Raw genomic sequence first — 14,747 nt, forward strand, 5'->3', positions numbered from 1 at the left:
CCCCAAAAAACTACGCCCCAGCCCCACCATCCACCGGCAGAATCGCGCCGGTCACAAACGACGCCCGGTCGCTGAGCAGCCACGCGGCCGCCTCGGCGACCTGCCTGGGCTCGGCCATCCGGCCCAGCGGGATCGAGGCGTTGATCTTGTCGACGATGCCGGGGGTGGCCCTTTCCCAGGCGTCGATCATCTCGGTGGCGGTGCCGCCGGGGGTGATGCCGTTGACTCGGATGCCGTCGGCGGCCCAGTTCACGGCGGCGCTCTCGGTGAGGCTGTTGAGGGCGCGCTTCATGGCGCCGTAGGCCGGTAGGGCGGGGTTGGCGCGGCGGCTGCCGATGCTCGAGGTGTTGACGATCGCGCCGCCTCCGGTGCGGCGCATGAGTTCGGCCTCGGCGTTCATCGCGGTCCAGTGCGAGCGGAAGTTCACGGCGAACTGCTCTTCGATGTCGTCGTCGGTGGTGGTGTCGACCGGTCCCGGCTGCCGCTGGATGGCCGCGCCGTTGTTGAAGGCGCCGTCGAGGCGTCCGTGGAGTTCCGCGACGCGCTCGACGGCGGCGCGGATGGCTGTGCGGTCGGCGAGGTCCAGGGGGACGGCGTCTGCTCGGCCGCCGTCGGCTCGGATCTCGGCGACGATGCGATCGAGGGCGTCCGTGCCCCTGGCGGCCAGCACGACCGAGGCGCCCTCGGCGGCGAAGAGCCGGCCCGCCGCCTCCCCGATGCCGCGGCTGGCGCCGGTGATGAAGATGACCTTGCCGGTGAGCAGGCCGATGGGGGTGCTGATGCTGCTGGCGCTGCTTGCTGTGCTAGTGCTGCTCGCCGTGCTGATGCTGCTGGCTGTGCTGGTTGTGCCGTCGGTGACATGTGCGTTTTCGGTCATGCCACCAGCGTCCATCCGCGCCGGGAACGGATACAGGCACAGGCTGTACCACGATCCGCCGCCGGGGACGATGCACACTGGGGGTATGGACAAACAGGAGCTCGGGGCGTTCCTCCGCAGCCGCCGTGAACGGCTTCAGCCGCAGGACGTGGGCCTGCCGTCCGGCCCGCGCCGCCGGACCCCGGGGCTGCGCCGGGAAGAGGTCGCGGTCCTCGCCCACATCTCCACCGAGTACTACGTCCGCCTCGAACAAGGCCGCGCCGCTTCGCGCCCGTCTGGCGAAGTCCTCGCCGGGATCGCCGGTGCGCTGCGCCTCACCGACGCCGAATCCGACCACCTGCACACCCTGGCCGGCACCGCGCCCGCCAAGACCGGCCTGCTCCAGCGCGAAGTGCGGCCCAGCATCCTCGCCCTGCTCGAACGGCTCCCGCAGACCGCCGGCATCGTGGTCTCCGCCGCCTTCGAGGTGCTCGCGTGGAACGACCTCGCCGCCGCGCTGATGGAGGACTTCGCCGTACTCACCCCCGACGAGCGGAACCTCGCGCGCAAGGCATTCCTCGGCTCGTCGCGCCCGGAAGCGCCGATGTACGGGATCTCCGACGCCGCCGAGTTCCGCCTGAACGTCGTCATGCAACTCCGATCCACCATCGCCCGCTACCCGACGGACCCCACGGTGACCGGCCTCGTCGACGACCTGCGCGACGGAAGTCCCGACTTCGCCCGGCTCTGGGAACGCCGCGAGGTGCGCGGCGCGCCGGTCCTGACGAAGACCTTCCGGCACCGGGCCGTCGGAGAGGTCCGCGTCGACTGCGACGGCCTCGCGCTTGAGGACAGCGACCAACACCTCGTGCTCTACAGCGCGCCGATCGGATCACCCAGCGCCGATGCCTTGGCGCTGTTGAACATCCTGGGTAGCGAGGCTCGTAGCTCTGCGCGGTGACGCCGCGAATCCGAGGCACCCGGTCAGTGCCCCCGCACTACCCCTGCACCACCTCCGCACCACTCCGCACCACCCCCGCGCCCCGACCTGTTAGCCGGATGTGCCGTGCGCCGCCGCCGTCAGGACACGCGGTTCGGCGAGTCTGAGTCGGCGAATAATGCGTGCCGAGGGGAGCGGAATGATGTTACGGAGGAACCGGCGGCTTGCGGTGTCGGCCGCCGTGGTCGTCGCGCTGGTGGGGACGACGATGGCCGGGGCCGGAGGCACGAGCGCGAGTGCCAACGCCAACGCCAGTGCCAGTGCCAACGCGCAGACCGCCGCGGGCACGAAGCCCGGCGGCGACGGCCAGCCATGGCTCCCGCCGACGCCCGGGCAGTGGCCGTTGGTGGTGAACGCCTCGCGGACCGCGACGCAGGAGATCACCCGCGGCGTCGACTACCAGACCGACACCTACCAGACCGTCGGCGGGGTGCAGCATTCGACGGAGCTGAACGTCGACCTGACCGATCCGAACGTCCGCCTCGGGGTCGTCGAGTCGCACGACGAGCTCAGCGATCCGAACGACGAGGTCGTCTCCTCGATGGCGAACCGGACCGGCGCGGTCGCGGGCATCAACGGCGACTTCTTCGACATCTACGGCTCCGGGCGGCCACACGGCATGGTCGTCGTCAACGGGCGCCTCGTGAAGAGCCCGAACCCGGCCTGGAACCAGAACCTCGTCGTGCGCGCGGACGGCTCGATCGCGATCGGCGCCGAATCGTATTCGGGTACTGCGACCGACGGCGCGGCGACCCACCCGATCACCTCGGTCAACCTGGTCGACGACCTGTCCGCCAACGGCCTGGTGCGCGTCACGCCCGACCTCGGCGACAGCGGCAAGATCCCGGCGTCGGTCGTGGCCTCCGGGCACCGCGATCCGGCCGATGCCAATGTCCTGATCATCGACAGGGTCACCTCGGGCGTCACGGACCTCACGCCGCTTCCGACCGGCACCGAAGACCTGGTCGGCTCCGGCACCGCGGGCCAGTGGCTCACCGCGACCGCGCACGTCGGCGACCGGGTGCGGATCGCCGAATCGATCAGCCCGGACAGCGCCCCGCGCCAGGCACTGTCCGGCGGCGCCGTGCTGGTCCAGAACGGCACCATGGCCGTGCCGTTGCAGGGCGGCGGCGAGAACAACGTCAACAACCCGGTCACCGGCCTGGGCGTGACCAAGGACGGCAAGCACGCGATCGTCGCGGTGTTCGACGGCCACCAGCCCGAGGACGCGGCCGAGGGCCTGACCCGCCCGCAGCTCGCCGGGTGGATGCTGGCGCACGGCGCGTACAACGCGATGATCTTCGACTCCGGCGGCTCCAGCGAGATGGTCGCCCGCCAGCCGGGTCAGCAGCAGGTCAGCGTCAGCAACACGCCGTCGGACGGCCACGAGCGCCCGGTCGCCAACGGTCTGTTCTTCTACAGCACCGAGGCGCACCCCGGCCCCGCGGTCCGAGCCGTCGCCAACTCCGGCGCGCCGCTGGCCGTGCTGACCGGCACCAAGGTCCCGGTCTCGGCCTACGCGGTCGACGCGCTCGGCAACCCGGCCAGCGATCCGGTGCAGCTGGCGGTGCGGCCGGCTTCCAGGGCGAATATCAGTACCGGAACAAACGGCGCGACTATCACGGCATCCGGCAAGCCGGGTAATGGTGAACTGACCGCCAAGTCCGGTCGGGCCCATTCCTCCGTGCCGCTGCGCGTGACCGACAAACTGAACTCGCTCACGGTCAGCCCGGCCACCGCCGACCTGAACAACGGCGGTACCCAGCAACTCGCCATCACCGCCACCACCGGCGACAAGGCGCCGGTCACACTGCTGCCGGCCTCGGTGACCTGGACGGCGAGCCCGTCGAACCTGGGCGCCGTCGACCCGGCGACCGGCCTGTTCACCGCCGCGACCGACGGCGAAGGGCTGGTGACCGTCACCGCCAGCGCGGGCGGGGCGACCGCCACCGTCTCGATCGCCGTGGGCCAGCGTTCTGAGGTCGTCGACCCGATGACCGACGTGAACAACTGGGCCGTGAACACCAGGGGCGGCGCGACCGGCGGCATCTCGCTGTCCACCGCGGTCAAGCGGCTGCCTTCGGACACCGGCTCGATGGACGTCAAATACAGCATCCCGGCGGGCAACGGCGTCAAGCAGGTCGTGTTCTCCCCCACCGGGCACGAGTCGTTCCCGCCGGCCGGTGAGACGCAGCTGCCGAACGCGGTCGGCGTCTGGATCAAGGGTTCCGGCACCGGTGGCTCCGGCACGCCGCTGGGGCTGGGCAACCTCACGCTCGCAGAGGCCTACTACGAGGTGAACGGCCAGTACGTCGACTTCTACCCGTCCACCGTGACCTACGACGGCTGGCAGCTCATCATCGCCAACCTGCCCGCCGGCCTCCAGTTCCCGATGAGCGTCGACTTCCTCGACTTCCTGGTCATCAGCCCGAGCCAGGCGCTGGCCGGCGACCTGTATGTCAGTGATCTGCAGGCGCTCTACTCGCCGCGGCCGCTGGTGACGCCGCCCTACGTGGCGATCCCGCACAACCCCTCGTGGCTCCAGTACACCGAGGACCCGGCGAAGTTCCGGCCCGGCGGCACCACGCTGGCCGCGGTGGACGACGCGCACACGCACGCCGACGACCCGAACTCCACCGGCAGTGTCGTACTCAAGCAGGACGGCGCCGATCTTCGGAGATTGACACAGATCAAGGCCCCGCCGTCCAGCCGGACCGGCCCGCTGTCGCTCCAGACCATGGGCGACATGAGCGACACCGGCAGCATGGCCAACCTGGACTACCTGAAGTCGCTGCTCGACGGGTTCGGCGTGCCATACCACGAGGGCGTCGGCAACCACGAGATCACCCAGGGCGCCGATCCGGAGAACAAGAACTGGACCAGCCTGTTCGGCCCGACGCACTACGCCTACACCCAAGGCGCCGCCAACGTCCTGGTGACCGACAGCGCGCACATCGGCATCCTGCCCTCGGACCCGTATCAGGTCCCGACGACGGACCCGGCGCAGTACCAGTGGCTGGCCGACCAGTTGTCCGCGAACCGCTCGCCGGTGGTGTTCGTGGTCAGCCACGTGCCCGCCTACGACCCGCACCCGCAGCAGGACAGCCAGTTCGCCGACCGTTGGGAGGCGCAGATGTTCGAAACGCTGGTGCAGAAGTATCAGGACTCTCATCCGCACACCCACGTCATCATGCTGTTCGGGCACGCCCGCGGCTGGGCCGAGAACCTGCTCGACCCGACCGGTCACAACACGCCGAACGGGCTGCCGAACTTCGTGGTCGCCGACGCCGGGGTCGAGGCCTACGCACCGGCCAGCGAGGGCGGCTTCTACAACTACGGGCTGTTCCACGTGCTGCCCAACGGCGACGTGCAGTTCGCCGCGATCCCGACCCTGGCGAGCATCGCGGTGACCGGCACGGCGACGACGCTCAAGCCGGGCCAGTCCACCCAGCTCAGCGCGACCGGGACCACGCCGACCGGCGACGACCTCCCCGCGCTCAGCGTTCCGATCGCCGACCCGGCCTCGCACGTGTGGAAGAGCTCTGATCCGCGCGTCGCGACGGTCGACCCGGTCACCGGCGCGGTGCACGCGCGGTGCCCGGGCACGGTCACCATCTCCGTCTCCTCGGACAACGTCGCCGGCTCGGTCGCCTTGACGGTCGCCAAGTGACGAATACATAGCTCGCCCCCGAAACGGGCCCCTTCAGCCGAGTCGGCTGAGGGGGCCCGTCGCCGTGTGAGGGCTCGACCAGGACCGGTCCTCCGGCCCCGCCGTTAGCCTCGAAGCCGTCGATCAACGGGAGGCAGCGCATGGCCAGCGTCGAAGAGCTCATGGAGATCGAGGAGCGCTTCCGCACCATCGGCTACGCCGAGGGCCTGGGCCGGATGTGGGGCTTCTACCCGGCACTCGCCCGGCCCGCGAGCCGGATCTGGCCCGACGTCAGGATGAACAAGCGCGACGCCGGGAAGGCCGCCGCCACTTTCGAGTCCGGCCTGACCGTGCTGACCGACCAGCAGCAGATCCTCATCTTCCGCTGGCGCGACACCACCGCCTTGCAGCGCATCGTCGAGCACCGGCGGAACGGCACGCTGCTCCGCGCGACCTACCGGTACCAGCTGACCGGGCCCGACGGGGTGCCGCTGACGCTGGTCGGGGGCCTGGCCGACCCGCAGAAGTGGGGCCGGGAGATCCAGGACGGCATCACCCGGGCCCGGCTGCCCGTCGCGTTGCAGACCGTGGCCAGTGGCAGTGCCCTGACCTTCGGGCCGATCGAGGTCACCAGGCGGACGGTGACGGCCGGCGGCCGGTCGGTGCCGTGGTCGGATGTCGAGCGGATCACGGTGGACAAGGGCGGGGTGTCGGTGCGGGTGGCCGGGAAGTGGCTGGCGCTCATCCGCACGGAGGTGAGCCGGATCCCGAACGTCTTTGTGTTCTACGCTCTTGCCGAGGCCTTGCGTACCTCGGCCGGGAGCGGCTGAGCGCCGATCGGCACCAGCCGGCGGCCCGTACGATGCTGGCGGTATTTCTACGGGCACCAGCAACGGCGGTCCATCCCTATGGTGCCTTCATGGACGCGCTGTATCAGCAAACCGCCGACCGACTGGCGAGAGCGGATGCCGACGGGCAGCGCTCCGCCTTGCAGGAGCTGGAAATCCTGGCCCGGGAAGATCCCGCGCAGCGACAGCCGATCGCCGACACGGTATGCCGCTACCTGCGCGAGCCGGCCGAGTCCACCGGGTCTACCGGGTCTTCCGGGTCCAACAGCTCTACCGGGTCCACCGGGTCTGAGTCCGCCGACTCCGCCGATGAATCGGCCACCGCACGGGAGCAGGCCGTCGCGCTGCTCGCGGCCCTGGCCCGTCAGCACCCCGAGGTCGCCGCCGCCTCGGCGGACATCCCCTGCGACATCGACTGCGAGCACTGTCTCGACCTGGAACTGGACGGCGCCGTACTGCCGGACGTCGACTTCAGCGGCTGCCGCCTCGGGGACGTCGGCTTCACCGACACCCACTTCCGCGGCACCTCCGTCTTCGCCGGCGCCCGCTTCGCCAAGGTGGCGATGTTCCAGCGGTCGGTCTTCGAGGCCGACGCGTCCTTCGCCGGCGCCCGCTTCAGCCGGACGGTCGACTTCGGCCGGGCCAGGTTCCGGGCGGACGCCGACTTCTCCCGCGTCCGGTTCCAGGACATCGCCTGGTTCGGACGGGGCGAGACGACGATCTGGGAGGACGACGAAGAGTTCTGGGAGGTGATGGAGAACCGTCGCCCGGTCGCCTGGGACGAACTCAACGAGGACGACCCGAACTGGCCCATGGCCGAGCTCATGGGCGACTACCAGACCTGGGAGGAGGGCGGCGACGGCACCCGCTTCAACCACCGGGTGTCCTTCGCCGACGCGGAATTCGCGGCCGAGGCGTGGTTCTGGAAGGCCCGCTTCGGGGACGCGGTCTCGTTCCAGCGCTGTAGTTTCGGCGGCCGCGTCCACCTCATCCAGCCCGCGGTGGACCTGACCGGCGCCCGGCTCACCGCCGACGCCCGGGCCAAGGGCCAGGAGTGGCCCGAGGGTCAGGACTGGCCGTTCGGCTGGATCACGGAATCAGAGCTCGAAGCGGACGGTGGCGCGCTCGTGGTCCACGACGACTCGCTGTCCCCCTATCGCCGCCAGCTCGCCGACGCCGATCCGGACGTCCGGCTCAGCGGACTGCACATCCTCGGCGAGCTCGGGGACGCCGAGCCCGCGCTCCGGGAGCGGATCACCGAGACCGTCTGCGCGTATCTGCGGACCCCGCTGTCGTTCGACGTGACCACCAGCGTCTTCGAACTCACCCCTTCACAGTTCGCTGAGTTGCGCACCCGGCACGCCGCACAGCGGCTGCTCACCGACCGGACGCGCCCCGCTCTGGGCCGGACGTTCTGGGAGGGCATCGCCCTCCAACTCTCCGGCGCCACGCTCATCGACTTCGACGCGAGCGACTGCCGCCTGGCAGACGGGGACTTCACGGGCACCCAGTTCTACGGGAAGACCTCGTTCGCCGGAGCCGTGTTCGGCGACAAGCCCTCATTCTTCGGTCCGCAGATCAGCTTCGCCCTGCCCGGCGGCGGAAGCGGCCGGGCCGCCTTCCACGGCCCGGTGGACTTCTCCGGCCTCGCCGCCCGCAAATCCGGAATCGTGCGCTGCCGCTTCCACACCGACAGCGCCGTGCGCGCCGCCGGTACCGATCAGGACCTCATCAGGGTGCTGCTGGGAGCCAGGATCGACACCGATCCGTCGAAGGTGACCGTCGAGTTCCAGCAGGCGCTGGGTGCTGAGAACCCGCACGTGGAGTACGGCGTGGTGCCGGGTCCGGCGGACGCGCCGTGGGAAGCCCGGACCGGGCTGAAGGTGACCGGGACCGACGTGCTGCTGACCGAGGTGGCCGGCCGGCTCGACGGTGCCGACGCGTTTCCTCAGCTCAGTCCTGAGCAGTGGGCGGCGGCGACCGGGATCATCAGGGCTTTGTTGGAGGCGCTGGAAACGCGCTGAGCTGGTGGAGCTGAGCTGGTGGAAGCGCGCTGAGCCGCTGACGGCCGCGTCCGACCGAACCGCGCGCAGCCCCTGGGACGCCTACCAAGGGCTGCGCGGTCAGGCCTAGCCGCGGTCTGGGTCAGCAGGACAGGTTGCCGGGGCCCACGTCGGTGCCGAGCTCGGCGACGAACTTCTTGAACAGGCTGATGCGGTCGTTGCGCTCACCCGCGTTCTTGCCGTTGCACTCCAGGTCGCCGTTGAAGCTGCGGATGGTCTCGCCGAAGCCGCGCCCCTTGACGATGGCGTCGTGCGAGGTCGTCGAGCCCGCACCCGCCTGGCTGTTCCAGAACCACAGGCCGGTCTTCCACGCCACGGCGGCGTCCCTTTCGACCAGGAAGGGGTTGTGGAGCAGGTCGAGGTGCAGAGCGTCGCCCGCGGCCTTGTAGTTGAAGTTCCAGCTGATCTGGACCGGGCCGCGGCCGTAGTAGGCCGAGCTGCCGGCCGGGCAGCCGTAGGGCTGGCTGCGGTCGCAGTAATGCGAGTAGTTCGCCTTGTTCTGTTCGTCGACGAACTTCAGGCCGCCGGTCTCGTGGCTGACGTTGGCCAGGAAGGCGGCCGCCTCCCGCTTCCTGGTCTTCTCATCGCCGGTGGTGGTGAAAGCCGGGTACGCGCCCAGGGCGGCGACCAGCCCCTGGTACGTGTAGAAGGAGTTGCGACTCGGGAACATCTGGTTGAACTGCGCCTGGGAGACGACGAAGCTCGCGGCGGAGGCGCTGGGCGCGGCCGGGCCGAGCAGGCCGGCGACCAGCGCGGTGGCGGTCGCGAAGGCGGTGAGGAAACGACGTGGTGTCATGGCCACATCGTCTCCTCAGTTGTTACCAAGGCTTTGTCAACACGCCGAAGCCGGCCCGGCATCGCCGCCCCGGTTCACCGTCGCGGGTAGCAGGCGGGTACTGGCGGGTGTACCAGCGAGTACTAGCTCTGGTCGTCGAGCAGTTCCAGATCCTGCGCGGTGAGCGTCACCGTCTTGACCAGCTCCCGGATCAGATTCACGCTCAGCGTCGAGCCGACCGGCTCCCCCACCTCGTCGCGCATCAGCCCGCGCACGCCGCGCCGGTGCAGGCGTTCGCGCACCTCCTCGACGGTGTTGGCGACCGTGCGGAAGTTCCAGACCTTGGTGGTGAACGGCGAGGCGTTGGCGGTCTGCGCGGTGTCCTCCCAGGTCAGCGGGAGCGGGAAGGCCTCCGCGCCCTCCAGGTAGCGGCGGGCCAGCGCAGTGAGGACCAGGCGTTCCTGCGGAGACAGCTCGTACACGGTCTCCGAGTCGATGGTCTCCTCCTTGGTGGTGGAGCGCGGGTGCTGGTCGTCGTCGTCGACCAGCCGAACCTCAACGAGATGTGAGCGCTGCTTTGAGGAGTTGATGACCAGCGGGGTGTATCCGGGCTCGATGAAGCGCCGGTGGCCGGTGAGCATCAGCGCGCCGTTGGGCAGTTCGATCGGCAGGTGCCCGGTGTTGGTCAGCCACCAGCCGCCGTCCAGGCCGGTGCAGGTGAAGACGCCGTGTCGGCGGCTGACGGTCGGGTCGTCCACGCCGACCGGCACGTGCACATCCTCCCGGTCGCGCCCGAACAGCAGCGTGTAGCGGCGCGCCGGCACCGCGTACCCGCCCTCCGGGCCCAGCACGAAGATGGTGCCGGGCGGTGCCGCCGGGACGCCCTCGGACGGGCTGCCCGGGGGCAGCATCAACGGGCGGAAGTTCGTGTTCGGCATGGTTTGGGTCGCCTCCGTTCAGCCGTGAGCCAGTGTAGAAGCCAGCGCAGAGGACCGGTCCTCAACGATCATGACAAATTGCACGCGCCCGCCGGTGCTCGATAACCTACGCGGCGTGAGTGCACGCAGCGGGGGACGGCGCGCCCATGGACAGTGACGTCGCCGAGCCGCTGGGCCCGGGCGATCCCCGCGAGATCGGCCAGTTCACCGTCATCGGGCTGCTCGGCGCCGGCGGGATGGGCGAGGTCTATCTGGCCACCCGCGAGGGCCGCTACGTCGCCGTCAAGCGCGTCCGGCCGCGGCTGGTCTCCGGCGAGCGGTTCAACCGCGAGGTCGCGATCTTGCACCGGGTGCCGTTCGGGGTCGCCCCCACCCTGCTGGCCAGCGACAGCACCGCGCCGGAGCCGTGGTTCGCCACCGAATACGTGCCGGGCCTGACCGTGGACGACGCGGTCCGCTCCTTCGGCCCGCTGCCCGCCGACGCCCTGTGGCTGCTGCTGGCCGACACCGCGTCGCACCTGCACTCCGTGCATGACGCCGGGATCGTGCACCGCGATCTCAAGCCGGCCAACATCATGCTGATCCGCGACGGGGTCAAGCTCATCGACTTCGGCATCGCGCTGGCCTACGACCAGTCGCGGCTGACACGCACCGGTTCGAGTTCGGGAACGCGCGGGTTCACCGCGCCGGAGCAGGAGGCCGGGGACCGGGAGGTCTCGGCGCCCTCGGACATCTACTCGCTGGCCGCCACGCTCGTGTTCGCGGCCTCGGTCCGGCCGCCGGGCGCCCTGCCCGATCTGCGCCCGATCCGCTCGCTGGACGCCGGGCTGGCCGCGATCGTGGAAGCGTGTCTGGCCGCCGAGCCGGCAGAGCGGCCGACGGCCGCCGATCTGGTCGCCGCGGCGCGCGAGCACGCGGCGGCGGGCCCGTCCTGGCCGACCGAGGTGATGGAGCGGATCGCGAAGCGGCGGAACTTCGCCGCGACACCGGTGAGCGTGATCGACACGGTGCTACCGCCGGCTCCGGAGACGCTGCTGCCTCCGGAGATCGTGCTGGAGACGGAGCCGCAATCCGGCCCCACGCTGGCCCTGGCCGACCGTGACAAGCGGCAGACGCGGCGCCGGCTCCTCGTTCCGCTCGTGACGGTCGCGGCGCTGGGCGCCGTGACGGCCGGGGTGGTCACGGCGCTGGCGATGTCGCATGGCGGCTCTGGGAACCATCCGTCTTCCGCGGGCTCGGGTATCGGCGTGGTGCCCGTAGCCGGGACGGGATCGTCGTCGGCGAAAGCCGGGGGCTCGAACTCGACCCCGACCGGTCCCCTGCCGACTCCCACTGGTTCCGGCAGCAATTCCAACCAGCCGAACGGGTCCGCCTCCAACGGGGCGAGCGGGGCGACCGGACCGGGTTCCGGCACCACCGGCCACACCGGTTCCACGTCCTCGTCACGAAACGGCGGCGGCACCTCGCCGAGCCGGTCCGGCGGTTCCAACCCGCCGACGAGTTCCGGCCCGAACCCGCCGCCGAGCTCCGCGCCCGGCGATTCCGGCCCCAGCCCGACCGCGTCGTCGATCACCGGGGTGGACAGCGCGAAGGATCCGGCGCGCGTCACGAACTCCGAGGCCGACACCTCGTGGCTGGGCAACGACGCGGCCTGTTCGGCGTGGTTAGACACCGACGGTTCGGGCAAGCTGGCGGGGGTGCTCAACACCTCCCTTGAGCAGTCCTGCGTCGCCGAGGTGATCCGGAGCGACGGACTGGCGTACACGTTCAGTGCCTCGCAGGGTGCTGAGAAGACGAACTTCCTCACGGTGCCGGGCGGGACCACGATGCAGGTGTGTGTCTGGCATGCGGATGAGAAGAGCGGCGAGGCGTGCTCGCCGCAGTTCACCATGAACGGCAGCACGCCGGTTCAGAAGTAGTCCGGTCGCCGCTCCCCGCATCTCCATCTTCGAACTCTGATTCCACCCTGCTCTCCTCCGTTTCCCCAGCTGGTCACGCCGTGACGACGCGCTCAGGACCGGTCCTCCGCGCACTTGCCTAGCCTTCTGCTCAGCACGACGGCTGTTCGGGGAAAGGGAGGCGATCGGGATGCCCGAGGCGAGAGGTGTGCTGCTGCCGGCGTATGTGCTGGTCGACGAGTCGGCATCGATGGGTCCCTATGTGGACGAGCTCACCGCCGGCCTGGTCTCGCTGTGCGAGGAGTTGCGCACGGCGCCGACGTTGGCCTCGAAACTGCGCCTGGCCGTGTTGGGGTTCTCCGACGACGTCCGGGCGCACCTGACCGTGGCCGACATGCGGGTGCAGGCCAGCCTGCCGCAGGTGTCGGCGCGCGGCCGTACCGACTACGGCGCGGCGTTCGCCGACCTGACCGCGCGCATCCCCACCGACGTACGGTATCTGCGCAGCGAGGGCTACAAGGTGCACCGTCCGGTGGTGTTCTTCCTCAGCGACGGCCAGCCCACCGACTCCGGCTGGAAGCGGGCGCTGCTCAAGCTGACCGACCGGCGGCGGACCCCGGCCGCGCCGAACATCATCGCCTGCGGCATGGGCTCGGCCGAGCGGCGGACCATCGCCGAGGTGGCGACCCGGCCGGAGTTCGGGTTCGTGGCCCCGCGCGGCACGGATCTGGGCCAGGCCGTCTCAGAGTTCTTCCAAGCCTTGACCACCAGCCTGATCGCCTCCAGCCAGGCGCTCAGCTCTGACGAACCGACGCTCGTGGTGACCCGGCCCGAGGGGTTCACCATCGCGCTGGACGAGGTGATGACATGACCCAGAGTCCTGATTATCACGGGGCGGCCCTAGCCGCCGCCCCGGACGACGCCACACCGGACGACGCCGTGCCGTGGCCCCGGACCACCGTGGACAGCGGCCGGCCCGGCGCCGAGTTCGAGCCGCGGCCACCCGGCCAGTCCGTGTTCGACGTCCCGGACACCGAATGCGACGGATGGTCGACTCCTGATTTCACTGTGCGGTCCGCGTCGGTGCGCGGGGCGGGCCATCGCTTCTCCCGCGAGGCGCGTCGGGACTGTGCGCGTGTCGCCTGGCACGAGGCGTCGGGGGCGGTGGTGTTCGCCGTCGCCGACGAGCCCCAGCAGCGTGCGGCGCAAGCTTGCCGGGCGGCCATAGATCAGCTGCTGTGTTTGCTGGCGCAAGGCGGCGGGGTACTGGACTTCGACAGCTTCGCGCACCACACCGCCGAGCGGCTGCGGCGACTGGCGCCGTCGACCGAAGCGGTGACCGGGACGACGGCCGGGACGATGGCGGCGGACTGGTACGCGACGACGCTGGTCGCCGGGGTCGTCCAGCCGGAGCCGGGTGGGCCGAGGATCCAGGTGTGCCGGATCGGGGATTCCGGCGCGTGGCTGCTGGACCGCACCACGGGTTCCTACCACGCGCTGTTCAGAGCGAAGAAGGGTTCTGATTCGGACATCGACCCGTTGACGTCGGTGACAGCGGCGGCAGCGGCGGCGGCAGCGGCGACCGAGCCGGTCGAGCACGTCGTCGAGCACCTGACCGGCTCCGAGATACTCCTGGTCGGCAGTAACGGATTCGGCGATCCGCTCGGCGACGGGGACGGCGCGGTCGGCGAGCTGTTCGCCCGTCACCTCACGGTGCCCCCGACGCCGCTCCGGCTCGCACACGTCCTGGACTTCGCCGGCCAGCGGTTCGACGACGACCGGACGCTGGTCGGGGTCTGGCCAGCGGATCGCTGACCGGCTCTGGTCCGCCCTAGGTGACGCAAGCGGGCGCGGTTCCTCAGCCGGCGGCCGGCTTGCGCGCCAGCACCCCGAGGCACGGCGCCATTCCGGTGTGGCTCTCGTTCAAGTTCGGCACCCACACCCGGATGTCATCCACCCCCGGCGGCTGGATGTCCAGCCCCGACAGCCACGGCGTGATCTGCCCGGCGGTGCGCGGCGTGAACGGCACGCCGGTGCGCGCGGCGTAGTCGCGGGCCGCGTTCTGCTGAGCTTCCAGCGCGGCGTTGTCCGGGGCGCCGTGGGACAGCGCCAAGTAGCTGCCGGGCGCGCACGGTTCGGTGAAGGCGCGGACGATCCGCTCGGCCTGGTCGTCGTCCGGGATGAAGTGCAGCACCGCGAACAGCAGCACGGCCACCGGCTTGGACCAGTCGATGCTGTCGCGAACCACCGGGTGCTCCAGGACCACGCCCGGCTCGCGGACGTCGGCGAGGGCCGCGTGCGCCGAGGGGTTGTCGGCGAGCAGTGCCCGGGCGTGGGCGATCGCGACTGGATCGATGTCGATGTAGACGACCGTGGCCCCGGGATCGACAGCCTGAGCCGCCTCATGCACATTGCCGGCCGTGGGAACCCCGGAACCCAGGTCCAGGAACTGGGTGATGCCCCGCTCGGTGACCAGTTCCTCGATGACGTGCCGGAGGAACACCCGGTTGGCCTGGGCCGAAACCGGCAGGTTCGGCATCGCCTGGGCCGCGCGCCGGCCCGCCTCGCGGTCTGCTTCGAAGTTCTGCGAACCACCCAGCCAGAAATCATAGATCCGCGCCGGGCTCGGGCGTTCCGGGTCGACTTCGGGCAGGCTCAGGGCCAGTTCGGCCGCGTCGATCGAATCCATGGCTTGATTGTGGCATCCGGGCGGCGTCGCG

Annotated in this window: 11 protein-coding genes; 7 read left to right on the top strand and 4 right to left on the bottom strand. The window is 70.5% G+C overall.

What is annotated here, in order from left to right:
• Positions 1–10: 10 nt before the first annotated feature.
• Entirely contained in the window at positions 11–877 is an 867-nt protein-coding gene (locus IZR01_RS23640; RefSeq protein WP_194925130.1) for an SDR family NAD(P)-dependent oxidoreductase, read from the bottom strand.
• Positions 878–962: 85 nt separating this feature from the next.
• Between IZR01_RS23640 and IZR01_RS23645 the strand changes: the two genes are divergently transcribed.
• From IZR01_RS23645 to IZR01_RS23660, 4 genes are all read left to right on the top strand, one after another.
• Positions 963–1,817, top strand: a complete 855-nt coding sequence (locus IZR01_RS23645) for a helix-turn-helix transcriptional regulator (RefSeq protein ID WP_194894098.1) — start codon at positions 963–965, stop codon at positions 1,815–1,817.
• A 178-nt stretch (positions 1,818–1,995) separates the two neighbouring features.
• Positions 1,996–5,526, top strand: coding sequence for a phosphodiester glycosidase family protein (locus IZR01_RS23650; RefSeq protein WP_194925131.1), 3,531 nt, complete (start codon positions 1,996–1,998; stop codon positions 5,524–5,526).
• Between the two features lie 140 nt (positions 5,527–5,666).
• Positions 5,667–6,335: a DUF6585 family protein gene (locus tag IZR01_RS23655; RefSeq protein ID WP_194894100.1), complete on the top strand. Its 669-nt coding sequence runs from the start codon at positions 5,667–5,669 to the stop codon at positions 6,333–6,335.
• Positions 6,336–6,424: 89 nt separating this feature from the next.
• A complete protein-coding gene (locus tag IZR01_RS23660; RefSeq protein ID WP_194925132.1) occupies positions 6,425–8,377 on the top strand; it encodes a pentapeptide repeat-containing protein in 1,953 nt (650 codons plus the stop codon).
• A gap of 121 nt (positions 8,378–8,498) precedes the next feature.
• Here IZR01_RS23660 and IZR01_RS23665 read toward each other — a convergent pair whose 3' ends face one another.
• Positions 8,499–9,212: a chitinase gene (locus IZR01_RS23665; RefSeq protein ID WP_194894102.1), complete on the bottom strand. Its 714-nt coding sequence runs from the start codon at positions 9,210–9,212 to the stop codon at positions 8,499–8,501.
• A gap of 122 nt (positions 9,213–9,334) precedes the next feature.
• A complete protein-coding gene (locus IZR01_RS23670) occupies positions 9,335–10,129 on the bottom strand; it encodes an FHA domain-containing protein (protein ID WP_194894103.1) in 795 nt (264 codons plus the stop codon).
• A 146-nt stretch (positions 10,130–10,275) separates the two neighbouring features.
• On the opposite strand from IZR01_RS23670, the gene IZR01_RS23675 reads away from it, so the two are divergent.
• The 3 genes from IZR01_RS23675 (at position 10,276) to IZR01_RS23685 (ending at position 13,842) form a co-directional block, all read left to right on the top strand.
• The gene (locus IZR01_RS23675; protein ID WP_194894104.1) at positions 10,276–12,048 is read left to right on the top strand and encodes a protein kinase domain-containing protein; all 1,773 of its coding nucleotides are present in this window, start codon (positions 10,276–10,278) and stop codon (positions 12,046–12,048) included.
• A gap of 169 nt (positions 12,049–12,217) precedes the next feature.
• Positions 12,218–12,898: a vWA domain-containing protein gene (locus IZR01_RS23680; RefSeq protein ID WP_194894105.1), complete on the top strand. Its 681-nt coding sequence runs from the start codon at positions 12,218–12,220 to the stop codon at positions 12,896–12,898.
• A complete protein-coding gene (locus tag IZR01_RS23685; RefSeq protein ID WP_194925133.1) occupies positions 12,895–13,842 on the top strand; it encodes a hypothetical protein in 948 nt (315 codons plus the stop codon). The genes IZR01_RS23680 and IZR01_RS23685 overlap by 4 nt, the downstream gene beginning before the upstream one ends.
• 43 nt (positions 13,843–13,885) lie before the next feature.
• Here the strand turns inward: IZR01_RS23685 and IZR01_RS23690 are convergent, their stop codons facing one another.
• Positions 13,886–14,716 carry an SAM-dependent methyltransferase gene (locus tag IZR01_RS23690; RefSeq protein ID WP_194894107.1) on the bottom strand — a complete coding sequence of 277 codons (831 nt, stop codon included), beginning with the start codon at positions 14,714–14,716 and terminating at the stop codon, positions 13,886–13,888.
• Between the last annotated feature and the right edge of the window lie 31 nt (positions 14,717–14,747).

This window comes from Catenulispora pinisilvae, from assembly GCF_015356865.1.
Lineage (GTDB): Bacteria > Actinomycetota > Actinomycetes > Streptomycetales > Catenulisporaceae > Catenulispora > Catenulispora pinisilvae.

What these genes read in the sequence shown, in the direction of transcription:
- IZR01_RS23680 (WP_194894105.1), top strand. Translation starts at nt 12,218, where the DNA reads ATGCCCGAGGCGAGAGGTGTGCTGCTGCCGGCGTATGTGCTGGTCGAC.
- IZR01_RS23685 (WP_194925133.1), top strand. Translation starts at nt 12,895, where the DNA reads ATGACCCAGAGTCCTGATTATCACGGGGCGGCCCTAGCCGCCGCCCCG.
- IZR01_RS23640 (WP_194925130.1), bottom strand. Translation starts at nt 877, where the DNA reads ATGACCGAAAACGCACATGTCACCGACGGCACAACCAGCACAGCCAGC.
- IZR01_RS23675 (WP_194894104.1), top strand. Translation starts at nt 10,276, where the DNA reads ATGGACAGTGACGTCGCCGAGCCGCTGGGCCCGGGCGATCCCCGCGAG.
- IZR01_RS23690 (WP_194894107.1), bottom strand. Translation starts at nt 14,716, where the DNA reads ATGGATTCGATCGACGCGGCCGAACTGGCCCTGAGCCTGCCCGAAGTC.
- IZR01_RS23660 (WP_194925132.1), top strand. Translation starts at nt 6,425, where the DNA reads ATGGACGCGCTGTATCAGCAAACCGCCGACCGACTGGCGAGAGCGGAT.
- IZR01_RS23655 (WP_194894100.1), top strand. Translation starts at nt 5,667, where the DNA reads ATGGCCAGCGTCGAAGAGCTCATGGAGATCGAGGAGCGCTTCCGCACC.
- IZR01_RS23670 (WP_194894103.1), bottom strand. Translation starts at nt 10,129, where the DNA reads ATGCCGAACACGAACTTCCGCCCGTTGATGCTGCCCCCGGGCAGCCCG.
- IZR01_RS23645 (WP_194894098.1), top strand. Translation starts at nt 963, where the DNA reads ATGGACAAACAGGAGCTCGGGGCGTTCCTCCGCAGCCGCCGTGAACGG.
- IZR01_RS23665 (WP_194894102.1), bottom strand. Translation starts at nt 9,212, where the DNA reads ATGACACCACGTCGTTTCCTCACCGCCTTCGCGACCGCCACCGCGCTG.
- IZR01_RS23650 (WP_194925131.1), top strand. Translation starts at nt 1,996, where the DNA reads ATGATGTTACGGAGGAACCGGCGGCTTGCGGTGTCGGCCGCCGTGGTC.